Annotated in this window: 20 protein-coding genes; 5 read left to right on the forward strand and 15 right to left on the reverse strand. The window is 71.1% G+C overall.

Features of this window, described 5'->3' with window-relative positions; translation table 11 throughout:
* Nucleotides 1-4 precede the first annotated feature (4 nt).
* The gene (locus WME83_RS48145; protein WP_437316436.1) at nt 5-2,263 is read left to right on the forward strand and encodes a hypothetical protein; all 2,259 of its coding nucleotides are present in this window, start codon (nt 5-7) and stop codon (nt 2,261-2,263) included.
* A 105-nt stretch (nt 2,264-2,368) separates the two neighbouring features.
* Here the strand turns inward: WME83_RS48145 and WME83_RS48150 are convergent, their stop codons facing one another.
* On the reverse strand, nt 2,369-2,794 hold the full coding sequence (locus WME83_RS48150; RefSeq protein ID WP_437316437.1) for a hypothetical protein: 426 nt from the start codon (nt 2,792-2,794) through the stop codon (nt 2,369-2,371).
* Between the two features lie 276 nt (nt 2,795-3,070).
* On the reverse strand, nt 3,071-3,841 hold the full coding sequence (locus WME83_RS48155; RefSeq protein ID WP_437316438.1) for an SDR family NAD(P)-dependent oxidoreductase: 771 nt from the start codon (nt 3,839-3,841) through the stop codon (nt 3,071-3,073).
* Nucleotides 3,842-3,970: 129 nt separating this feature from the next.
* On the opposite strand from WME83_RS48155, the gene WME83_RS48160 reads away from it, so the two are divergent.
* The gene (locus tag WME83_RS48160; RefSeq protein ID WP_437316439.1) at nt 3,971-4,618 is read left to right on the forward strand and encodes a TetR/AcrR family transcriptional regulator; all 648 of its coding nucleotides are present in this window, start codon (nt 3,971-3,973) and stop codon (nt 4,616-4,618) included.
* Nucleotides 4,619-4,709: 91 nt separating this feature from the next.
* Here WME83_RS48160 and WME83_RS48165 read toward each other — a convergent pair whose 3' ends face one another.
* The 8 genes from WME83_RS48165 to WME83_RS48200 all read right to left on the reverse strand — a co-directional run bounded on the left by WME83_RS48165 (nt 4,710) and on the right by WME83_RS48200 (nt 13,162).
* Nucleotides 4,710-5,675 (reverse strand): hypothetical protein, encoded by a 966-nt coding sequence (locus WME83_RS48165; protein WP_437316440.1) that lies wholly within the window; start codon nt 5,673-5,675, stop codon nt 4,710-4,712.
* Between the two features lie 139 nt (nt 5,676-5,814).
* On the reverse strand, nt 5,815-5,964 hold the full coding sequence (locus WME83_RS48170) for a hypothetical protein (RefSeq protein ID WP_437316441.1): 150 nt from the start codon (nt 5,962-5,964) through the stop codon (nt 5,815-5,817).
* A gap of 68 nt (nt 5,965-6,032) precedes the next feature.
* Entirely contained in the window at nt 6,033-7,460 is a 1,428-nt protein-coding gene (locus WME83_RS48175) for a non-reducing end alpha-L-arabinofuranosidase family hydrolase (RefSeq protein ID WP_437316442.1), read from the reverse strand.
* Nucleotides 7,461-8,108: 648 nt separating this feature from the next.
* Complete coding sequence (locus WME83_RS48180; protein WP_437316443.1) at nt 8,109-8,690, reverse strand: hypothetical protein; 582 nt, start codon at nt 8,688-8,690, stop codon at nt 8,109-8,111.
* Between the two features lie 31 nt (nt 8,691-8,721).
* Nucleotides 8,722-9,570: an SDR family oxidoreductase gene (locus WME83_RS48185; RefSeq protein ID WP_437316444.1), complete on the reverse strand. Its 849-nt coding sequence runs from the start codon at nt 9,568-9,570 to the stop codon at nt 8,722-8,724.
* 208 nt (nt 9,571-9,778) lie between these two features.
* On the reverse strand, nt 9,779-10,534 hold the full coding sequence (locus WME83_RS48190) for an FISUMP domain-containing protein (protein ID WP_437316445.1): 756 nt from the start codon (nt 10,532-10,534) through the stop codon (nt 9,779-9,781).
* 192 nt (nt 10,535-10,726) lie between these two features.
* Nucleotides 10,727-11,995 (reverse strand): tetratricopeptide repeat protein, encoded by a 1,269-nt coding sequence (locus WME83_RS48195; RefSeq protein WP_437316446.1) that lies wholly within the window; start codon nt 11,993-11,995, stop codon nt 10,727-10,729.
* Between the two features lie 216 nt (nt 11,996-12,211).
* A complete protein-coding gene (locus WME83_RS48200; protein ID WP_437316447.1) occupies nt 12,212-13,162 on the reverse strand; it encodes a LysR family transcriptional regulator in 951 nt (316 codons plus the stop codon).
* A 74-nt stretch (nt 13,163-13,236) separates the two neighbouring features.
* On the opposite strand from WME83_RS48200, the gene WME83_RS48205 reads away from it, so the two are divergent.
* On the forward strand, nt 13,237-14,484 hold the full coding sequence (locus WME83_RS48205; protein WP_437316448.1) for an MFS transporter: 1,248 nt from the start codon (nt 13,237-13,239) through the stop codon (nt 14,482-14,484).
* A gap of 39 nt (nt 14,485-14,523) precedes the next feature.
* Here the strand turns inward: WME83_RS48205 and WME83_RS48210 are convergent, their stop codons facing one another.
* Nucleotides 14,524-15,420 carry a polysaccharide deacetylase family protein gene (locus WME83_RS48210; protein ID WP_437316449.1) on the reverse strand — a complete coding sequence of 299 codons (897 nt, stop codon included), beginning with the start codon at nt 15,418-15,420 and terminating at the stop codon, nt 14,524-14,526.
* A 117-nt stretch (nt 15,421-15,537) separates the two neighbouring features.
* On the opposite strand from WME83_RS48210, the gene WME83_RS48215 reads away from it, so the two are divergent.
* Nucleotides 15,538-16,425, forward strand: coding sequence for a LysR family transcriptional regulator (locus tag WME83_RS48215; protein ID WP_437322125.1), 888 nt, complete (start codon nt 15,538-15,540; stop codon nt 16,423-16,425).
* Nucleotides 16,426-16,502: 77 nt separating this feature from the next.
* Here WME83_RS48215 and WME83_RS48220 read toward each other — a convergent pair whose 3' ends face one another.
* Nucleotides 16,503-16,886, reverse strand: coding sequence for a hypothetical protein (locus tag WME83_RS48220; RefSeq protein ID WP_437316450.1), 384 nt, complete (start codon nt 16,884-16,886; stop codon nt 16,503-16,505).
* Between the two features lie 230 nt (nt 16,887-17,116).
* Between WME83_RS48220 and WME83_RS48225 the strand changes: the two genes are divergently transcribed.
* Nucleotides 17,117-17,743, forward strand: a complete 627-nt coding sequence (locus WME83_RS48225; RefSeq protein WP_437316451.1) for a hypothetical protein — start codon at nt 17,117-17,119, stop codon at nt 17,741-17,743.
* A 78-nt stretch (nt 17,744-17,821) separates the two neighbouring features.
* On the opposite strand, the gene WME83_RS48230 is transcribed toward WME83_RS48225, so the two are convergent.
* From WME83_RS48230 to WME83_RS48240, 3 genes are all read right to left on the reverse strand, one after another.
* Nucleotides 17,822-18,751 (reverse strand): PP2C family protein-serine/threonine phosphatase, encoded by a 930-nt coding sequence (locus tag WME83_RS48230; protein WP_437316452.1) that lies wholly within the window; start codon nt 18,749-18,751, stop codon nt 17,822-17,824.
* A gap of 351 nt (nt 18,752-19,102) precedes the next feature.
* Nucleotides 19,103-20,467: a DUF1552 domain-containing protein gene (locus WME83_RS48235; RefSeq protein WP_437316453.1), complete on the reverse strand. Its 1,365-nt coding sequence runs from the start codon at nt 20,465-20,467 to the stop codon at nt 19,103-19,105.
* A complete protein-coding gene (locus WME83_RS48240) occupies nt 20,464-22,221 on the reverse strand; it encodes a DUF1592 domain-containing protein (protein ID WP_437316454.1) in 1,758 nt (585 codons plus the stop codon). Before WME83_RS48240 ends, WME83_RS48235 begins: the two co-directional genes overlap by 4 nt.
* Nucleotides 22,222-22,291: the final 70 nt, after the last annotated feature.

Here is a 22,291-nt window from a genome sequence, read left to right on the forward strand (position 1 = left end):
TCGCATGCGTGAGCCTGACGAGGACCCGAGCGCCGCCGATCGCGGCGCGCCGGAGGAGAGCGCGCGTGCTGGCGAGGCGGCGCCGGAGCAGAGCGCGCGTGCTGGCGAGGCGGCGCCGGAGCAGAGCGCGCGTGCTGGCGAGGCGGCGCCGGAGCAGAGCGCGCATGCTGGCGAGGCGGCGCCGGAGCAGAGCGCGTCACCCGGCGACGGCGCGCCGCCCGGCGACGGCGCGCCGCCCCGGGCCGCAGCCGGAGCCCCGAGGCCGCCGGCGAGGGACCGCCTCCGGCGCGCGGGGCGGTGGATCAAGGAGCATTACTGCACCATCGACGTCCGCACGCTCGGCCTGTTCAGGCTGGTGCTCGGCTTCCTCCTGGCGAGCGACTGCGTGCGCCACTGGGCCGAGGCGCGCTGGATCTACAGCAACGACGGGGTGCTCACCAACCACTACCACCTCTTTCACCCGAGCAGCGGATTCAACTTCAGCCTCTATCACGCGTTCTCGTCGCTCGGAGAGGTCCACGTCGCGTTCGCGCTCTCGCTCTTCTGCTTCCTCTGCTTCTTCGTCGGCTGGCACACGCGGCTGTTCTCGATCCTCTCCTTCCTGCTCGTGACGAGCAGGGACAACCGGATCGTCATGATCGAGAACGGCGGCTATGTCGTCGTGAACCTCATCACCTGCTGGGCGATGTTCATGCCGACCGGCACGCGCTTCTCGGTCGACGCGCTGATCCGCTCCTACCGCGAGCGGCAGGAGCGAACGGCCGCGGATCTCGCGGACCGGAGCCGCCCCGCGTGGGCGCTGCGCCCGTACGTCTCGGGGATCGTGCTCCTCGCGATCCTCAACCTGGCGACCATCTATTATTTCAACGTCGTCAACAAGTCAGGCCTCATCTGGCGCCGCGGCGAGACGGTGCATTACGTGCTGCACCTCGACCGCATGGTGACGGGGCTCGCGGTCGTCGCGCGGGAGTACATCCCTTTCTGGGCGAAGCGGGGGCTCACCTGGGGCGTCCTCATGGTCGAGGCGCTGCTCGTGATGTGGATCCTCTCGCCCTACGGCCGCCGCTTCACGCGCGCGCTGGCGATGCTCGGGATGTGGGCCTTGCACGGCTCGTTCGGCGTGATGATGCGCCTCGGCCCCTTCTCGTGGTTCATGATCGGCTGGTCGTTCCTGCTGCCGACGTCGCAGCACTGGGACGCGCTCGAGCGCTGGTATCGCCGCCGCGCGGCGCTCCGGGTCGTCGTCTACGACGCGGGCTCGCCGCTCGCCTTCGCGATCATGCGGCTCCTGCTCCGGCTCGATCACCTCGAGCTGCTCCGGTTCGAGGAGGCGCGCGCGCCGGCCTTGGCGGAGGCGGAGGCCGCGGGGGGAGGGGAGGCGGTGGGGGGAGCAGAGGCGCGGCCGGAGCTCTTCGAGGCGCGCGATCCGTCGGATGGCCGGGTGTTCCGGGGCGCCGCGGCGCTGCGCGAGATCCTGCAGGCGCTCCCCGGCGGTCGCTTTGCCCGCCCGCTGGTCTGGGCGCTCTGCCTCGGCGCGCCCGGCGCGCTGCTCGCGGCCGTGTCGCGGCGGCGCGACGCCATCGCCAGGTTCTTCGGGCTGGCGCGGCCGCCGCGCGCGAGGGCGCTGGCGGTGGGGAGCCCGTCGCCGCTCGCGGAGAAGGTCGCCCGCGGCCGGGTGATCGCGCGGGAGGCGCTGGTCGCGTACCTCGGGCTCTGCGCCGTGAGCCAGGCCATCAACGAGAACAAGAGCGTGCCTGCCGTCCTCAAGCACGCTCAGCCGAAGATCGTGCAGGCGACGATCGTGTATCCGCGGCTGCTCCAGGGGTGGGGGATGTTCGCCCCGAACCCGATCACCGAGGACGGGTCGATCAGCGTCGACGCGATCACCGTCGACGGACGGCACGTCGATCCGTTCACGGGGCTCCCGCCCGATCTCGAGCTCTCCGACGCGCGGGGGCTCGGGCTCGGGCAGATCCGGCAGGACTATTTCAACCGGATCCGGCTCGACCGGAACAAGCCGTTCCGCAAGCCCGGACTCCAGGACTACCTGCTCGGGTACCACGAGCGCACCGGGCGGCCGGACGACCAGATCGTCGCGTTCGACGTCTACTGGGTGCGGGATCAGTGCCCGAAGCCGGGGGAGAGCGCGCCGTACAAGAACGAGGCGATCCCGATCCTGTCGTACCGGAAGCCGGGGTATCGGCCGCGCCCGGGGCTGCCGCCGCTGCCGCCGGCGCCGAAGGAGCAGAGCGCGGGGAATTGAGCCCGCGTCGCGAAGAGGCGAGGGGGCGGCGAGCCGCCGCGAGCCGCCGGAAGCGCGCGATTCGGGGGGGCGTGGCGACGGATCACCGGGACGGTGGCAGGTCGGTCACCGCTGGCAATCGAGCGTCACGGTCCGGCCCGACGCTTCGGCGGGGACCGCCGTGCTGCGCACGTCGCCGCGCCCACACTGCCAGCGGGCGTAGTACTCCTTGGCGCAGCCGTACGCGGGATCTCCGATGACACGGTGGTCGATCGCGTACTGGCAGTAGGTGAGGCCGTTGCAGGCGCGGGCCAGGTTGTAGGTCTGGTTCCCTGACGAGGTGCCGCAGTTGGCCCCATAGGTCGCCTCGATGACCCTGATCGGGCTCCGCCTTTCCTCCTCGGCGGCATCGCTGTCCGGGTTGTCCGACACGCCCGCCGTCTCCCCCTCGCCGCCGATGTCCGCGGTCTCCGGCGCGGCGCTGGCGCTCGTCGAGGAGATTGCCAGGAATCCGCCGAGGAGCGCCCTGCTGATACCGATGAATGCCGTCACCTCGCCCTCCGACTCTCGCGGGCCACGGGCTCGGATCGCGGCGCGTCATCCCGCTCCGAGCACCCAGCCCGCACAGGTTGTTTAACGTCACCCCGGAGCGCGTCGAGCCCCTCGTCTCGGTGTCCAGCGCGGCTCTCCGAGTCGGTGTCCAGCGCGGCTCTCCGAGGATGGGAGAGCGTCCTGACCTTCCGGTATTCCGCATGTTCGCCGCGGCGGGCGCGCGGCGTTCGAGGCGGCGCTGCGCGAAGAGAGCAGCGACGAGCCCGCAGTTCCAGGTCACATCGGCCGGCCGCCGCTCGCGCGGATGATCTCCCCTGTGACCGCGGTGTTCACCGCCGAGCACAGGAAGACGATGGTGGGCGCCACCTCCTCGGGCCTCAAGAGCCGCCCCACGGGATACGCCTTCGCGCGCTGCGCTAGCATGTCCGGCGACGCCCGCGCGCTCATCCGGTCGGTCACGGTCAGGCCCGGCACCACCACGTTGGCCAAGATCCCGTGCGGCCCGAGCTCGCGCGCCAGCACCGCGGTGAGCCCGTGGAGCGCCGACTTGGCGGCGGCGTAAGGACCGGCGCCCACCACGCCGTCGAGCGCCACGCCCGAGGAGACGTTGACGATCCGGCCCCAGCCGCGGGCGCGCATGGAGGGCACCGCGGCCTGGATGGCGGCGAAGGCGCCGTCGACGTTGTCGTGGAGGGTGCCCTGCCACTCGTCGAGCGGGATGTCCTCGAACCGCGGCGCCTCCCAGGGCAGGCGCTCGCTCCAGCGGACCGCGTTGTTGACGAGCACGTCGAGCTGCCCGAAGCGCGCCACGGTGGCCGCGACCGCCGCCTTCACCGACTCGAGCGACCCGAGGTCGAGCTCCAGCGCGAGCGCCTCGCCGCCTCGCCGCTCGATCGCCTGGACGACCTCCGCTGCCTTCTCACGCTCGCTCCGGTAGGTGAGCGCCACGCGGGCCCCCTCGGCCGCGAGCTGCAACGCCACCTCCTTGCCGATCCCCTGCGAGCCGCCGGTCACCAGCGCGGCTCTGTTCTCCAGCCCCAGCTTCATGCGCCACCTCGCTTTCGGCGTGAAGGTAACCGAACTGGAAGAAACTTCCATGATGAAATTGGAAGAATCTTCCATTTGGGCCTGCGGTGGGCCCCTGGTCAGCGGCGCGGGGCTACGGTAGGGAGGGCCATGGCCGTGGCGCGACAGAGCGGCGTGGCGCGCCGGGAAGCGCTGCTCGACGCGGCGCTCCGCTGCTTCGAGCAGCGGGGCCTCTTGCGCACCGGCATCGAGGACGTCCGCAAGGAGGCGGGGGCGAGCCCGTCGAGCGTGTACCACCTCTTCGAGGACTTCCCGGCGCTCGTGGCGGCGCTGCTCGAGCGGACCTTCGAGCGGTTGCTGGGGGACGTCACCGCGCGCGTGCGCGCTGCCAGGACGGCGCGCTCGGCGGTGCGGGCGCTGGTCTCGGCGCACCTGACGTGGGTGCTCGACCACGAGGCCGAGGCGCGCTTCATGTACCAGGCGCTCGCGCTGGAGCTCGACGGGCATCACCGCGCCGCGCTGCGGGAGACGAAGGCGCGGCTCAAGGCGGAGATGACGGCGCACCTCGCGGAGCTCGGCGTCCTCTCCGGGGGGCGCTCGTCCGAGGTGATGGTCGACGTCGTGCTGCTCGGCCCGGCGCACCAGGCCTGCCGCGCCTACTTCTCGGCGCCGGGCGCCGTGGACCCCGCGTGGATGAAGGCGACGCTGCCCGACCTCGCGTGCGCGGCGCTGGCCAGGCTCGTGCCGAAGGAGAGTGGAAGTCCCCCGGCGGCCGGCGCACCTCGTCGCCGTCGGTGAGCGGCGTGGCGGGCCGCGGGAGGCGGTCGCTCGGGTGATGATGGCAGGTCGCGTTCTGCGGGCTCATGGCCCCGCAGAACGCGCTCGGAGCTCACGAGGGGCGAATCGGCTCCGCGAGCCAGCGGACGAGCGCCTCGCCCTCGAGATCGAGCAAGGCGTCCTCGACCTCGCCGGGGCCGATCGCATGGGCTCGCTCGAGGATCATGCGCTCTTCTTCGGACGTCGGCCGCCGGCCGATCCGCCGCGCGAAGAGGCGGCCGAGCAGCTCGAGGATCGCCTCCTGTTTGCCGCGTTGCTCTCCGCGCAGCTCGCCGCGTTGCTCTCCGCGCAGCTCTCCTCGTTGCTCGGCCTCGATGATCATCTCGCCGATGATCGGCGTGCGCCGGAGCAGCCCCTCTTCCTTGTCCTCCACCATCTTGACCAGCTCCTTGTGCAGAGTATGCCCCCAGGGATCGACGGTCGCCATCACGAGGAGCGCCGTGTACAGCTCGGCCCGCTCCTCGGCCGTCCCCGCCCTCGCGTGGATCTCGGCGACGACCTCCCGCAGCGCCGCCGCGGTCGCGTCGCGCGCGAGCGGCGCGAACACCAGCCAGAGCACGCTGCCGCGCGCCCGCAGCTCGGCGACGGTGCGCTGGTAGACGGCGTCGACGCGGAAGCGCGCGCCGCTGAACGGCCGCCCCGGCCAGGCGATGCGGCGCTCGCCCGACGCCGGCAAGCGCCGCCTGCGGCCCGACAGGACCACGGCGACGCTCTCGATCGGCGGCACCGGCTCGCCAGGGGCTTCGCGCCGGAGCGCGGCGAAGAGGAAGCCGAGGTACTCGAAGACGCGATCCGGGACGTCGTCGCGGAGCGCGAAGCAGAACTCGACGTGCAGCACGCGCGGCTGCTCGTCGACCCGCAGGCGCAGGGCCTTGTCGAGGCGGCGCTCCAGGGTCGTGACCTGGCTGTCGACCCAGCCGAGGACCTCGATGGCGCGGACCTCGGGGACGAGGGCGCGCACCAGGTCCTCGGGGCGCCTTCGGGCGAGGTGGCGCAAAGCGATGTCGGCGTCTCCCATGCGCGGGTCCATGGCACGGCGCGTACCAGGGGCGCGGGGGGCGAAAACCCCGCGTGCGGGCGGCGGCGCGCGCCGCGGGCGGGTGGCGGCGCCATGGCGGCGGCGGCCTCGCGCGAGCTTCGTCAGGTCCGGAGCCTCGTCAGGAGGAGCCCGTTCGCGAGGCCACGACGCTGAAGCGGATGCGCCCTGCGGACAGCTCGTCCCCCACCTTCAGGACCGCCGGGATCCCAGGGGTGAGGTGCTTTTGATGGCCGTCGCGGCACAGGTCGGTCCGGTTGTCGGAGCTCATGTCCTCGACGAAGCTCGAGCCCCTTCTACGGCCCAGTCACGATGGAGACCTCGAGGGCGCATCCGCGCTCACGGCACGGCCGTGAGCAACCCGAGGCTGTACTCGTTCAGGTCGTAGCTGCTCCCGGCCCGGGTGCGGCCCTGGAAGAGATATCGCATGTTGCACGTGTCGATCGTCATCGTCTCGTCGGGGTTGTCGCGGAGCATCTCGCCGTGGCTGATCCCGTCGTTCGACCAGCCGGCGCCGGTGACGTTGCTCTTCCCCGCGAAGGGGTTGGCCTGCGTGGCCGCGAGCGGCGTCCACGCCCCGTCGAGCCTGTCCGCCGTCCAGGAGCGGAAATACCGGCCGTCGCCGATGGCCTCGTGGATCAGGAGGTACTTGTTGCTGCCCTTGATCTTGTAGACGTTGGCGGCCTCGAATAAGGCGAACCTGGAGTCGCTCAGGGCGATGACCGGCGTGCCGAAGCCGTTCGGGAAGCTCGACTTGCTCGTCTGGCTTCGATAGAGATGTCCGTTGTCATCCGAGAAGAACAAGTAACAATTTGCATCGTCGCAGATCACCCAGAAATCGATCCATGTGCCCGAGCCCTTGTTCTCGGTGACGATGGCGGGCTCCCTCGCGATGAACGTCTTCGGCGCCGACCACGACCTGACGTCGCTCGGGTTCGTGCTTGTCGAGTAGGCAGGCGGCTGTGTCTGGTAGACGAGGTACCACAGCTTCTGCGGCGAGAAATAGAAGAGCTGCGGGGCGCACTTGTAGCCCGTCAGGTTGCGGTTGGTGCTCAGGTTCGTCTTCGGCGCCGCCCCGGCCTGGTCCCAGTCGGTGAAGTTCAGGTACGTCATGTTGTAGCCGCCGGCGTAGTGCGTCGCGTACACGTGCCACTTGCCGTCATGGAAGAGAACGGTCGGGTCCTTGATCGACACGGAGCCGCTCGGCGGCGTGATCAGCGGGGGCGACGCCGTCCAGTCGAAGCTCGTGGGCACGCCGCAGCCGCCCCCCGCGCCGCCGCCGCCTCCCGCGCCGCCGCCCCCCGCGCCGCCGCCGGTGCTCGTGGACCCGCCCGCGCCACCGCCGCCGCCCGCGCCGCCGGCCCCACCGGCACCGCTGCTCGCCGAGGAGCTCGCGGACGAGCTCGAGCTGCTGCTCGAGGAGGCGCTCGCGCTGGCGCCCGAGCCTCCGCTGCCGCTCACCGACGCGAGCGCGGGCTTCCCGGTGCCGTTGGCGCAGAACCCCCACGTCGCCGAGGCGCCCGGACCCAGCGTCCCGTTGTAGTTCTCGTTGGCCGCGTGGATCTGCCCGCCCGACGCGGTGACGCGCGCGTTCCACGCGTTGCCCAGCGTCGAGCCGTTGAGCCCGACGACGACCCCCCAGGCGGTGACCGCGCCGTCGCTCGTGTTCTTCACCGTGACGTTCGCGCAGTACCCGGTTCCCCACTGCGATTGCAGCGCGAGGTCCGCCTCCAGCGTGCCGTCCGGGCTCTTCACCGCGGAGTCCACGGATTCGCTGTCTTCGTGGTCAGCGATCCCGGAGATGCAGGCGAGCGAGCAGCACGCGACTGAGGCGGAGATGCAGCTAAGCAAATAGGTGATGCGCATAAGGGTTCTCCAGGGCCGGAGCGGCCGAACTGTAAGGTTTCGCCGTCGAGCAGCCGCCACACGATGCCTGTGTCGATGACCACACGCGGCATGGAGCCGAGGCGATGCTGAAGATGCGCGAGCGCGTGTCGGGGCTCATGGCCGCGACCGCTGTCACACCGCAGCCAGCCTGCGGGAACAAAGGAAAAGAATGCTACCGCGCGCCAATGTGAGCGTTCACATGGTCGATGTCAACGCCAATTCACCGACCCGCGGCCATCCTTCTGAATGCGGATGAAAGACTCGAGTACCGATGGATTCCATCTGTCCGCGCGGGCACGCGCGCTGCGTCCCTGTCCCGACGAGCGCGTCGACATCCGGAGCCGAGGTGGGAGCCCCGAAGGTGAGCACGCACATGACTCCCCAGGTCCGTTCTTCGCGATCGCCGTCGGCCGACGGGAGACGACCTACGGTGTCGTGAACCGCCATGGCCGTTCGCGCGGGCGGATCGAGGTCGCGCCTCGGCCACGCACCGGGCGCTCGGCCGCGCCGTCGACGGCGCTGCGCGGCTCAGCCCGGCGGGGGCTGCTCCAGGCGGTGCAGGTGGTGCTCCTCGCCGTTCAAGGTCAGCACCGCCATGAACCCGTTGCGCACGAGCTCCTCCTCGAGCCTGAACTCGTGCGTCCCCGGGGCGACCGAGGTGTCGACGACGCGCGCGATCGCCGGCACCAGGGTGGCGCCGGGGTAGCTGTAGATCTCGAGGCGCAGCGCGCAGGCGCGCTCGATCGTCGCGCGCGCGACGAACGCGCCCGCGCCCTCGGTCACCGAGAAGGCGCTCCCGAGCTCTCCCTCGACGGAAGATCTCCCGAGCGCCCAGGCGATCTGCTGGCCGGCGATCGGGGCATATACGTCCAGCACCATCACGTCCTTGTTCTGCTCCTTGAAGCGCGCGTGGAGGCGCGCCCGGGTGGCGGCGTCCACGCCGCCGCCGATGGTGATGAGGTCGAAGTCACCGGCGTGGAACTCCGCGTCCGGCGATGCGCTCGACGTGCCGACCGCCGAGTGCCCCTGCTGCTTCAGCGCTGCCACGCTCCGCTCGAGGATATCGGCCCTCTTGCCAATGACCAGGATCCTCTTCGGTCTCGATACCATGCTCTCTCCTCCCTCGCGATCTGCCGCCGCGTCATCGGAACGCCTCCACGTGGCGCTCCAGCCACTCGTCGAACGTCCGCGCCCTGCGCCCGAGGAGCTCCTCGACCGTGGGCGAGGGCTCCTCTCCGTTGCCGACCCTGATCAGCGCGAACGCCTCGAGCACGGCGCGGATGAACACCTCGGGGAGCCCCGCCTTCGTCATCTGCTCGCGGGCGGCGTCCTCGCTCACGTCGACGTACCTGAGCGGTCGCCCGATCGCGGCGCCGATCTTCGCGACCTGCTCCGCCGCGCTCAGGGCCTCCGGCCCGGCGAGCACGTACTCCTTGCCCTCGTGCCCCGCCGAGGTCAGCGCCTTCACGGCGACAGCCGCGATGTCGCGCTCGTCGATGGGCCTTGTCTTGGCGTCGCCCAGGGGCTGGAACACCGCGCCCTGCGCCTTGATGGAGCCGGCCCACTGGAGCGTGTTCGAGGCGAACCCTCCCGGCTGGATCATGGTCCAGCTGACGCCCGACGACTTGACCCTCGCCTCGGCCTCGCGATGCCAGCGGCCGATCTGGATGTCGGGCGCGCTGACGACGCTCGATGACGAGAGCAGCACGATGTGCTTTACGCCCGCCTTCTTCGCCGCGCCGGCCGCGTTGCCGGCGAGCTCCGGCAGGTCGCCGCCCGCGCAGACCAGAAACGCCCTGTCCGCGCCTGCGAACGCCGCGTCGAGCGTCTCGGGCTTCGAGAGATCGCCCTGCACGACGGCGACCTTGCCGCCGCGCTCTCCCAGCCTCGCCGGGTCGCGCACGAGCGCGCGGACCGGTTGGCCCGCCTCGACGAGCTGCTCGAGCACCGCACCGCCGACGTTCCCTGTCGCTCCGGTCACGAGGATCATCTGCCGCTCCCTCTCCTGGTCCGTGGTTCACCGCGCTCGCCTCGTCGGCGGGGGCGTCCGGAGAGCAACGTGCACCAGCGCCGCTCGAGCGTTGGACTGCACGCCAATGTATTGGAAGAATTCTGCTCGTTTGTTGCGCGCGCGCCGTGCGCCTCCTGCGCGCTCCGCAGCGCGCCGGCACGTCGCGGTCAGCGCGAAGCGCGGCGGATCACGTCTTCACGCAGCGCACGCTGCCGGCGTCCCGGCCATCGCTGGCGGTGCGATAGATACCGTCCGCGAAGTGTCCGAGCATGCGCACCCACCACATCCCGTCGTCCTCCGGGGTGGAGGTCCAGAACGACGTGATGTCATCGTCTTCCTCCGTGGTCCAGATGCCTTGCCAGAGTCGTACCCCGGCCGGCTCCGCGGCGAAGCCCCAGCGGTCCGTGGCGTCGCTGTTCCGCCATGCGCCTCGGGCCTTGAGCTGCGCGCCCGCATCGGCGCCGCGCCACCCTGTCCGGGGAAGCTCCTCGTCGAGCACCCCGACGGTGGTCTCGAGGACCTGCCAGTCCGCATCCGAAGGCAGCCGAAAGCCCGCGGGGCAGGCGTTCATCGCGGCGGGAGCCTCGTAGTGGCGACCCCAGCGGTCGCAGCCCGCCGGCTCGTCGCCGCGACACCACGAGCCCTCCGGGGTCTCGTACGCCATGTTCTGCGCGGTCCAGATCTGCTCGCCGATCCTCACCCAGCGGTACACCTGGCCATCGCGAGCATCGGTGAACGTGCCGGAAGTGCCGTCGAAGCTCGGTCCCTCCGGCGGCGCCTCCGATTCCCCTCCACCACAGGCCGCGAGCGCGACTCCGAGCGAGAGGGCCAGGGCCAGCCGCGCGGCAACCCCGCCTCGGGCGGTGGTGCCCTCCTGACGGCAGCGCCACCCGGCGGCACGCGAGCTCCAGCGAAGAGGGGAGGAAAGATAGGCAGCTTTCATGGCCCGTTCGTATCTCGGCCGCAGATTACGGGGAAGCCGGTCGCGGCGCCAACGAGCAGCAAGACTCCTGCGGCAGCAAGAGGCGAGCGGCGGCGTCGCTCGACGATCCCTCCCTGAAGGTCCGTACGTGCTGGATTCCATGGGCGTTCGCAGGACCGCCACCTCTCTGCGACTCGGCCGGATCAAGCCATCTCACCGCGCTCGGCCTTCGGCTTCTGCGATCGAGCGCGGCCGCTTGCGGCGACCGGCGGCGACGTCGTCGATCAGCTTCAGCACGCCACGCGTGATGGCGTCGGTGGGGTCGAGGGACAGCGCGGAGGTCGCCTCGGCGAGCGCGCCCTCGACGTCTCCTGTCAGCAGGAGGATCACGGCGAGGTTGCAGCGGAGCCCGGCATCCCCGGGCCGAAGCTCGAGCGCGCGCCTGGCGATCGGCAGGGCGTCGCGCGCGCGATCGAGCTCCAGGTATACGGCGCCGAGCTCGCGACATCCGTCGGCCTGCTCGGGATCGAGCGCGTGCGCGTGCTGGAGGGCGGCCAGGGCAGCGTCCATATCGCCCAACCGCATCTCGACCTTGCCGAGCAGCCAGAGGGTCGCGAACGTGCCCTTTCGCTCGGCCGCCTGCCGGAGCAGCGCCCGGGCTCGCTCCAGCGTGCCTCGATCCGCCGCTGCCAGGGGCTCTGACGGTGGCTTGAGCGCGAGGTGTCCGCTCATCTCGGCAGCCCGGGTGAAGAGCGCCTTCCCGTCGCGGAGATCGGCGGCGAGCGTCTCCGCGTCGGCGCGGACCGACGCTGGGAGCGACGGATCGCCGAGGAGCCCGTCCAGCACCTCGAGCGCGTCGCGCTCCTTGCCGTTGAGCGCGAGGGTCCTCGCCAGAGGCACGCGCACCCCCGCGAGGCGGCGGTCGGGGTCGGCGTGCACCGCGCGCCAGAACCAGGCTTCGGCCTCGGACCGGTAGCGTTCCTTTGCCTCCGGGCCGATGGCCGCCTCGGCGCGCGTCGACGAGAGCTGGCCTAGATCCGCATAGCCAGGCGCGTAGCCGGGCCATGAGCCGAGGATTCGTCGGAGCCAGAACTCCGCGTCGTCGAACTGCCCGCTCGACGCGTGCGCGGCCGCCTCCCGCCCGTACTCCACCGACTCTTCGGCGCTGATGAACCGCGGCATGGCCGACCACCCGCACCCGTTGCACATCCACCCGTCGACGGCCAGCGGGTACGCTCGCCAGATCTCGACCTGATCACCACCGCCCGCGGTCGTGAACACGACCTTGCGGAGCGGCCTGTCGCACCGCTCGCACGCCGCGATCTCCCTGCGGCCCGGCTCCCTCGGCTCCTGCGGGAACGCCTTCGCGCGATCGAGATCTCGCAGGATGACGCGGTCCTCCTCGAACGCGACATCTCCGGTGCTCCTGCGAACGCCGAGAGCAGCGAGGACGCGATTCCAGAGTGAGCTCAGTGAGGGCATAAAGAGTGTCTCGAGGAGGGGGGCCGTCAGGATGCGGGGCAGGTGAGGTCACGCCGAGCGAAGCGACGTGGGCGAGCGCCCGCGCTTGCGCCGAGTCCACGCTTCGCGATCGCCGCGACCCGACTGGAGACTACCCCGCGGGGTCGCGAGTCGCCACGCGGCCTCGACCGCTGCCCGAGCGGCCGCCCGCTCGAGGCCGGGCCGCGCGCCGCGCGATCAGCCGCGCCGCGGCGACGCGCCGTCGACCACCGCCGGCACGGACGCCCGCATCGCCTCGATGAAGCGCCGCAGCCGGGCCGGATAGAAGCGCGCGTGGGGATAGACCAGGTAGACGGGCAGCGGATCCGCCTGCCACGTCGGCGCGAGGTGCAGCAGCCGCCCTTCCGTCAGGTCGTCGGCGACCAGCCAGGACGAGGCCACGCAGACGCCGAGGCCCATCAGCGCGGCGCTGCGCAGGGCGTACAGGCTGTCGGTGCTCATGCGCGGGCGGATCGCGAGCTCGATCCGTTCGCCGCCCGACGCATGGGTCAGCGCGATCGTGTCGCGGTAATAGGTGCGCAGCGAGAGCCAAGGCATGCCGGCCAGCGCCGATGGATGGTCCGGCGGCGCGGCCCGGCCCAGCACCGAGGGGGCGGCGGCCACGATGCGCGGCACCTCGGCCAGGCGGATCGCCACCACCGCCGGGTCGGCCACCGCGCCGACCAGGATCGCGCAGTCGATGCCGTCGGCGATGAAGCTCGGCTGCCCGTCGCGCAGCAGCCACTCGACCGAGACGCGCGGGTAGCGGCGCAGGTAGTCGGCGAGCGGCTTGACCAGCTGGTGCTGGCCGAACGCGTGCGGCACCACCACGCGCAGCGTCCCGTCGGGCTGGTCGCGGTCGCCCCGCAGGTCCGACTCGAGCGCCTCCAGGCTCGCCAGGAGCGCCTTGGCCCGCTCGAAGCAGCGCTCGCCGTCCTCGGTCAGCTTCATCGTGTGCGTGGAGCGCTGCAGCAGCGGCAGGCCCAGCGAGCGCTCCAGCGCCTGCAGGCGGCGGCTCACGGTGGGCTGCGTCGTCCCGAGCTGGGTGGCCGCGGCCGACAGGCTCCCCGCCTCGACGATCCTCACGAACGTCTGCAGCAGCGCGACGCGGTCCATCGACGAGGGGGAGGGCGGCGCCGGCTTGGTCATGCGTCAAACGTATAGCCATCGTGCGCCCCACGCCACTACAGCGCCGGAGCGGCGCTCCACATACTCCGTGCACCATGCAAGCCATTCCGCTGACGCATACAACCCCTGCCATCGAGCCGGCGCCCGCCGCGTCGGCGGCGCCCCTGCCCTCCGCCCTGGTGCTGCTGCTGTCCGCCGGGGCGGGCCTGGCCGCGGCCTCGCTCTACTACAGCCAGCCCATGCTCGGCGTGCTCGGGGCCGAGCTCGGCGCGGGAGGCCGCGCGCTCGGCCTCGTGCCCATGCTGGCCCAGCTGGGCTACGCGCTGGGCATCCTGCTGCTTGCGCCGCTCGGCGACCGCTACGATCGGCGGCGCATCATCCTGGCCAAGGCGGCCGTGCTGGCGGCCGCGCTGCTGCTCGCCGGCGCCGCTCACGGGATCGGCGCGCTGCTTCTGGCCAGCCTGATCACCGGCCTGACCGCGACCCTGGCGCAGGACATCGTGCCCGCCGCCGCGGCGCTGGCCCCCGAGGCGAACCGGGGCAAGGTGGTCGGCACCGTCATGACCGGCCTGCTGCTGGGCATCCTGCTGTCCCGCGTGGTCAGCGGCTTCGTGGCGGAGCATTTCGGCTGGCGCACGGTGTTCGTCGCCGCGGCGGCCAGCATCGCCCTGCTCGGCGCGGCGATGTGGCGCGGGCTGCCGCGCTTTCAGCCGACCACGCAGCTGAGCTACGCCGCGCTGCTCGGCTCCTTGGCCGAGCTGTGGAAGCGCCACGGCGCCTTGCGCCGCGCGGCGCTGGCCCAGGGGCTGCTGGCGGTGGGGTTCAGCGCGTTCTGGTCCACCCTCGCCGTGATGCTGCACGGCGCGCCGTTCCACCTCGGCAGCGCGGCGGCGGGGGCCTTCGGCCTGGCCGGCGCGGCCGGCGCGGTGGCGGCGCCCCTGGCCGGCCGCATCGCCGACCGCCGCGGGCCCGAGCTGGTGACCCGCATGGGCGCCGCCCTCGCGGCCGTGGCCTTCGCCGCCATGGCGCTGTCGCCCTGGCTGTCGACGCACGGGCGGCTGTGGCTGCTCGGCGCCAGCGCCGTCGCCTTCGATTTCGGCATCCAGGCCGCGCTGGTGGCGCATCAGACCATCGTTTATGGCATCGAGCCCGGCGCGCGCAGCCGCCTCAACGCCGTGCTCTTCGTCGGCATGTTCGTCGGCATGGCCCTCGGCGCCGCGCTGGGCGGCGCGCTCTTGGCCCAGTGGGGCTGGCTGGCGGTGACGGCGCTCGCCTCGTCGACGGCGGCCGGCGCGCTCCTCGTCCGGCTCTGGCCGGGGGCGCGCCCGTCGCCGCGCGGGTGAGACCATCGTCCCGATCTCGCCGCCTCCCGGCGGCGCCAGTCAGCTCTCCCCGCAGCTCTTCTTGTACCAGTCGGCGATCTCTCCGCCGGTCGTCACCCAGACCTCGCGGCGCGAGGTGACGTGGGCGAGCGCCCTGGCGAGGTACTTGCTGCGATGGGGATGCCCGCTCAGGAACGGGTGCAGGCAGATCGCCATGACGCGCCCCGATCGCGCGCCGTCCTCGTAGAGGACGTCGAACTGATCGCAGATCATCCGCCCGAACATCTCGCCGCTCTGCCCTTGCTCGAGGAAAGCCGTGTAGTCGTTGATCTCGACCGAGTACGGGAGCGACAGCACCGAACCGCTCTTCACCCGCATCGGGTAGGGCTGCTCGTCGTTGACCCAGTTGGCGACGTACTCGACGCCGGCCGCGGCGAGCAGGTCGAGCGTGCGGTGCGATTCGGTCAGCCCCGGGCTGAGCCAGCCGCGGGGCCGCTGGCCGGTGCTCTGCCGGACGGCGTCGATCACGGAGCCGATGAGCTGCCGCTCCTCCTCCTCCGACTGGCCGTTGATCAGCGTGGAATTGTTGGTGCCGTGGCCCATCCACTCCCAGCCGAGCGCGTTCCCCCCCTCGATGATGCGGGGATAATGCCGGCAGACGTCGGCGTTGAGCGCCGCGGTCCCCTTCACCCCGTGCTTCTCCATCACATCCATCATCCGCCAGACGCCGACGCGGACGCCGTAGTCGCGCCAGGAGTAGTTCAGCACGTCCGGCACGAGGCCCGCGGTCGCCGCGATGATGGAGGCGGAGGGACGATCGAACAGGAAGTGCTCGATGTTGGGAATGACCCAGACCGCCACCCGCGCGCCGTTCGGCCAGCGCAGCGGGGGACGGTCGGGGATGGCGGAGTACGGGAAACGATCGTGCTGCTGCGGCGCCGGTGGAGCGTGCGACATCGACTCTCTCCTTGGTCGGGAACCCTGTGGACACGGTACATCCCCTGGACACCGTGGACAATAACGCTATAGTTCCGAACACTTCGGATCTGGATGTCCGAAATGGAGACGGCGCGAATGGACAGCCTCGGCCCGCTCAACGCCTTCGTTCAGGCCGCTCAGACGCGCAGCTTCACGGTCGCGGGGCGGCAGCTCGGCGTGTCGTCGTCGGCGATCGGCAAGGCGGTCGCGCGGCTGGAGGAGCGGCTGGGCGTGCGGCTCTTCCACCGCTCGACGCGCACGATCACGCTGACGCCGGAGGGCGCGCTCTTCCTCGAGCGGTGCCGGCGCATCTTCGCCGAGATCGAGGCGGCCGAGCTGGAGCTCTCGCAGACGCAGGGCGCGCCGCGCGGCAAGCTGCGCGTGAGCATGCCGCTCGCCGGCATGCTGATGATGCCGGCGCTGAGCGCGTTCATGCGAGCCTATCCCGAGATCGAGCTCGACCTCGATTTCTCGGACCGGCTCGTCGACGTGATCGAGGAGGGCTTCGACGCCGTGGTGCGCGCGGGCGAGATCCGCGATTCACGGCTGATGGCCCGAGCGCTGGGCACCTTCCGGCTCAAGCTCGTCGGCGCGCCCGATTACCTCGCGCGGAGGGGTATCCCGCGGAGACCGGAAGACCTCAGGTCTCACGCGTGTCTGCACCATCGCTACGCGACCAGCGGCAAGCTCGAGCCGTGGCCGCTGCGCCGCGGGCGCAAGCAGCTCGAGATCGATCTGCCGACGACGGCGGTGGTGAACACGATCGAGCCTCTGATCCACATGGCCGAGCAGGGGCTCGGCATCGCCTGCCTGCCGGATTTCGCCGTCCGCCGTCAGCTCGACGACGGCGCGCTCGTCACCGTGCTCGACGGCCACACCCATCACGCGGGCCTGTTCCGGTTGCTGTGGCCCTCGAGCCGCTACGTGTCGCCGAAGCTCAGGGCCTTCGCGGACTTCATGGCGCAGAACCTGTTCCCGGCGTGATCGACGCGCCATTTCAGCGCCGATCGACGGCGGATGCGGCGTTACGGCTCTCAAGCTCGGCGAACGAGAGCCGCCCGCTATAGAACCTCGAAGCCGCTACATTCGCGAAGGAAGCGGATGAACGTGAGGAGGACCTCTCGGTTCGTGCTGTAGTTTCGATGGGCGTCCTCGCCCTTGTAGAGCGTCCCGTCATCCGGATCGCGCGTCGTGCCGCCGTCGAGCAAGAGGCGGTCGCCCTCGGCGAGCGTCGGCAGCAGACGGGCTTCCAGTGCGTCCGCGACGAGCCGGCACTCTTCTTGGGTCAACCCGTTGCCGCAGAACTGGTCGTGAAGATCGGCGACGCGGGTGTCCGGGAGGACGTTCAGTCGACGGATGGCCTCCACCAAGGGGCGCCAATGCCAGAAGTTGACGCGGAAGCCGAGGTCGTCAGGGCGACCGAGATCGTTCAAGAGAATTCCCATCGGGCTCCGTCGCGCGTTTCGGCCGTGTGAGGCGGCGGCTCGGGTCGTCGTGGTAGGCCGGGTCGAGTGTCGTCGGGCGGGGGCAGGTGTCAACCCTGACGTCCGGCAGGTCGAGCGCGCCGGCGTCTTCCGCGACCAGCGCGGCCACGTCGTCCAGGATGCCCGCAGGGCGGGATCACGAGAACGCTTGCGCGCGAGGGCGGCCGCCATTTTCGTCTATCCTGGTCGCCATGATCAAGCCCAGCAGGAGCGGCCGAGGTGCGCCGTCGGACGACGTGTTCGCCGCGAGGAGGCGCAAGCCGGTGCCGCACGAGTTCGTGCTCGAGGCGCTGGCCCCGCTCGGGCCCGAGACGCGGCCGATGTTCGGCTGCGTGGCGGTCTATGTGGAGGACAAGATCGTCTTCGCCCTGCGCGACAAGCCCGCGCCGTTGCAGGACAACGGCGTCTGGCTCGCCACGTCGGAGGAGCACCACGCAGCGCTGCGCGCGGAGTTCCCGAACATGCGGAGCATCGCGGTGCTCGGGCGCGCGGTGACGGGCTGGCAGGTGCTCCCGGCGAACGCGCCCGATTTCGAGGAGGCTGTCCTGCGCGCGTGCGCGCTCATCCGGGCGGGCGATCCGCGCATCGGGAAGGTGCCGGGAGAGCGTCGAAAGCGGGGTGAGGCGCCGGCGAAGAAGGCGGCAACGAAGAAGGCGCCGGCGAAGAAGGCAGCGGTGAAGAAGGCGGCGGCGAAGAAGGCGCCGGCGAAGAAGGCAGCGGCGAAGAAGGCGCCGGCGAAGAAGGCAGCGGCGAAGAAGGCGCCGGCGAAGAAGGCGCCGGCGAAGAAGGCGCCGGCGAAGGCGGATCGCCCCCGATGAGCGACGACTGTTCCGCAGCGCTGGGGCGGCGTGCCCCGCGCGACGGCCACCGCCGGCCTCATGGATCACCGCGATGGCCTAAGGTGACCTTCCCCCTCGCAGCTCGACGACCGGAACCTCCTGGCCCGGCAGGGGCGCCTGCAGGTGTTCGCCGTCGACATCCGCCACCAGCACCGTGATGTTGTCATCCCCGCCCGCCCGAAGCGCCGCCTCCACGAGCGCGTCGCACGCTTCGACCGGCTCGGGATGGCGGCGGAGCGCCGCAGCGATGGCGGCGGGGTCGACGAGCGCGCCGAGCCCGTCGGTGCAGAGGAGCAGCCTATCGCCGCGGCACAGAGCGACCCGGGCGAGGTCGACGACGAGCGCATCCGACATTCCCACCGCGCGCGTGATGACATTCCGAGGAAGCTCGGCGAGCTGCTCGGGGGTCATGTCCAGCAAAGCGCGTGTCCCCTCCGGGAGCGAGTCGACCTCCTCGGGAGAGCGCTCGCGGGCCCTGCGGATGTCCTCGACCACGGTGTGATCGCGCGTGAGCTGGACGAGCCGCTCGCCTCGGAGGAGGTGCGCGCGCGTGTCGCCGACGTGCGCCACGATCACGCTGTCGCCGTGCAGCGCGGCCACGGTCAATGTCGTGCCCATCATGCAGCTGAGCGGGTGCCTGGCCGAGAGCGCGACAATCGCGCGGTTGGCGGCGACCACCGCGCCGCAGAGGAGTCGGGCTGATTCTTCCGAGGTCGCCGGGAGCGGTCCCCTGCACATCGCGGCGAGGATCTCGGCCGCGGCGATGTCGCTGGCGACGCCGGACGGGCCACGGCCGCAGCCGTCGTAGACGCCGAGCACGAAGACCGAGCCCACGAGGCGACCCTGCGCCGCGGGCGGGCCCAGCGAGTCGCCGCGGGCGAGATCGATGACCTGGAACGTGTCCTCGTTGTGATCGCGGCAAAGGCCTGGCCCCGAGCGGGCGGCGACCGCGATCGAGATATCGGCTCCCTGGGTCCGGTACGCCACGGGGAGATCCTAGGACACCGAACGGGTTGAAACCCCGAGAAAATGAACCACAGGGGCACAGAGGACACAGAGAAAGAGAGAGCTCAGAATCCTTTCTTCATCCCTCTGTGCGCTCTGTGCCTCTGTGGTTCCAATCTCTTCATTCTCGGGCGTTTCAAGCTGATTGGCGCTCTAGAACACCGAACACGTCGATCGGCCGAGAAATGAACCGCCAAGGACGCCAAGGAGAGAACGAGATCTTGGCGTCCTTGGCGGTTCGAATTTCCGCTCTTTCGAGCGGCTTCAACCCGTTTGTCGCTCCAGCGCAGCGCGAACAGGCTCCGGTCGAGGGCCCGCGCCGCGCCCCCCTGCTCAGGTGAGCGGCAGGGCGCCCCCGGTGTTCAGCACGCCCTCGCCGAAGCTCGTCATGTCGTCGAAGCCCATGTAGTGGAAGCAGCTCACGAGCATGTCGGCGAAGGAGCGCCTGCCCTTGAAGTCGAGCAGCCGCCCGCGCCGGAAGTGGTCGTGCGCCTTGCCGGCGAGGACGACCAGGGTGTCCTCGATGCTGTGGGTGTCGCCCTGCCCGAGCTCGTTCCAGTGCACGACGAGCGTGTGATCCCAGAGCGTGCCGTCGCCGTCGCTCGTGCTCTTCAAGATGTCGTAGAGCTTCGTGTTCTGCTGCCAGAGGTGCTTGTGGATCTTGCGGACGTCGGCGAACGCGGCGGGGTCGCTGTTGTGCGAGATGTCGTGGTGCCCCTCGCTGAGGCCCAGGTTCGAGTAGACCCGGTTGCTGGTGTTGCCGCTCCAGTTGAAGTTCACCACGCGCGTCAGATCGCAGGCGAACGCCAACGCGCTGATCTTGAAGAACAGCTCGCCGATGATCGCGTGGTTGTCGTCGGCGTAGGGGTTGAGCTTCTCGCCGAGCGGGGTCTGCACGCACGCGGCCGCGCCGTTGCCGGTCTGGAGCGCGCGCTCGACGTCGCGGATCGACTCGAGGTGCTGCTGGATCTTGGCGCGGTCCTCGGCGCCGAGCCGGGTGAGCAGGCTGTTGCCCTCCTCGCGCACCAGATCGAGGGCCGACTGCCGCTTCGCCAGGCGCCTCAGCACCTCTTGCTGCGCCGCCTGATCGTCGGACGTGAAGGCGAAGATGCGGGCGTAGGCCGCGTACGGGTCGGTCTCCGGCGGGATCGGGGTCTGCTGGCCCGCGGGCCCCGCGTGAGCGTGCGTGTTCCAGATGTCGTTCCACTTGTCCCCGACGCGGAACACGAGGTGCCGGTGCGCGACGCGCTCGTCGGCTTCCAGCACGCGGCCGCCGATCGCGTGGTCGGCGCTCGGCCCCTCCACGTAACCGATGGTGCTCTCGGTGCCGCCGATCGGGAACGACCCGGTGCCGGACTTCCACGGCGCGAGCGAGCTGCCGCCCTGCTGGTGGTTGTCGGCCCGCGCGTCCTCCGGCAGATCGTAGAAGCGCTTGTGCAGGTTGTTGAGGAACACGAGATCCTCGCGGTACGGCTCGAGCGGGGAGAGGAACTCGCCGAGCTCGAAGCTCGTCTCGCCGGCGGCGCTGAAGCGCTTCGCCGTCTCGTCGCCGTTCGCCTGGAAGACGAACATGATGCGCCGCGGGGGCTGCGCCGGCTGGGCTCGCGCGCGGCTCGTCCGCATGGCATCGAGGAACGGGAGCGCGAGCGCGACTCCGGACGCGCCACGCAGGAAGGTTCGGCGGCTCAGCGGTTTCATGGTCTCTCCGGGTGGATCACGGGGCGGTAGCGGAAGGCGTCGGTTCGCGTGAGCGCGACCACGAGCTCGGACAGGCTGTAGCCGCTCTCCTGGAAGGCGACCGAGAGCGCCGCCATCGAGCAGCGATCGGCGTCGGTCCGGTCGCGACCGTAGAAGAAGCGGAAGTTCTGCAGCACGTAGCAGGCCCGCGCCTCCTCGCTCTCCGCGAGGCGCTGTCCCAGCTCGGCGGCGTTCGCCACGGGGCCGTCGATGTCGCGCGTGTACGCGATGGTGCTGGAGGTGTCGACCGGCTTGCCGTCCTCGTCCGCGGTGCGGGAGCGGCCCACGGCGTCGAACGACTCGAACACCACGCCGATCGGATCCATCATCTGGTGGCACCCCGCGCAGGTCGGATCGGTGCGGTGGCGCTCGAGGCGCTCGCGCTGCGAGAGCCCCTCTCCGAGGCCCTCGAGGTCGAGCTGTACGTTGTTGGGCGGGGCGGGCACGAGCCCGCACAGGAGATCGGTGCGCACCTTGAGGCCGCGCCGGACGATCGAGGTGCGCGTCGCCTTGTCGCGCGTGAGCAGCATGCCCTGGGTCAGCACGCCCGAGCGGCCGGGCATGTCGACCCTGACGAAGTCGTCGCCGCTCACCCCGTCCACGCCGTAGTGCCGCGCGAGCGCGCCGTTCACGAAGCTGTGGTCGGCGGTGAGGAGCTCGCCGAACGAGCCGCCCGGGTCCGCGAAGACGCTCATCACGAAGGTGCGCGTCTCCTCTTGCAGCAGGGCGGGCAGGCCGGACGCGAGGTCCGGATACACCGCGGGATCGCGGGTCATGCCGCTCAGCAGGTCGATGTCGAGCCACTGGTCGAAGTACTCGAACAGGCGATCGGCCTTGGGGTCGGCCAGCATGCGCCGCACCTGGGCCTCGATCTGGTCCGGCGTGCCGAGCTCGCCCGCGGCCGCGGCGCGCGCGAGCTCCTCGTCCGGCTGCGACTGCCAGAGCAGGTACGAGAGCCGCGAGGCCATCTCGTACGGCGTGGGCTCGGTGACGTCCCCCGCGCTCTCCTTCCCGAACTCGACGCGGTAGAGCACGTTCGGCGACTGCAGCATGCTGAAGACGACCCACTCGATGCCGTCCTGGAAGGTGTAGCCGTCCGCGCCCGCGGTGAAGCGCTCCTCGTAGCTCTGGACCTCGGCCTCGGTGAGCGGCCTCCGGTACGCCCTGGCGCCGAAGGTGCGGATGAAGTCGCGCGCGCACTCGAGCTCACCCAGCGCCGCCGGATCGCAGGAGACCAGCCCCGGAGCCTTGGCCGCGACGGCGGCAATCTGCTCCGCGGCGTCGAGGTATTTCTGCGCGACGAGCGAGCCGACCGTCAAGAAGCCCGCGTTGTTGCGGAAGCCGAGCGACTCGGGCTCGTTCGGGAACGTGGCGACCGCCGCGTCGATGGTGGGGGCCACGCCCGGGACGCCGGCGAAGAGATCCTTCAGCGTGTTCGTGTACTCGTCGTTGCTGAGGCGGCGGAGCGGCGCCGCGCCGGGCTGCGGCGTCTGGCAGAAGGGCGAGGCCAGCACGTCGTCCGGGGGCTGGCCGCTCTCGGGCTCGCCCACGCCGCCGCTCCCAGCGCCCGGGCCGGGCCCCGTGTCGTCACCACCGGGCCCGCCGATCTGGCCGTTGCACGCCGCGACGAGCGCGAGCAAGAGCGGCGCTGCGCGCCTGAACCGTGAGCCGGTGAGCTCGAAAGGAAAGCGATGCGTGTGTTGCTCGGGGTTCACCGTCTCCTCCACGCCGCGTCCGAAGAAAGGCACGAGTCGTTGCGAGCGCCGACCCCATGGGTCGACGCCG

It is taken from the genome of Sorangium sp. So ce385, from assembly GCF_051474135.1.
Taxonomy (GTDB): Bacteria; Myxococcota_A; Polyangia; order Polyangiales; family Polyangiaceae; genus Sorangium; species Sorangium cellulosum_D.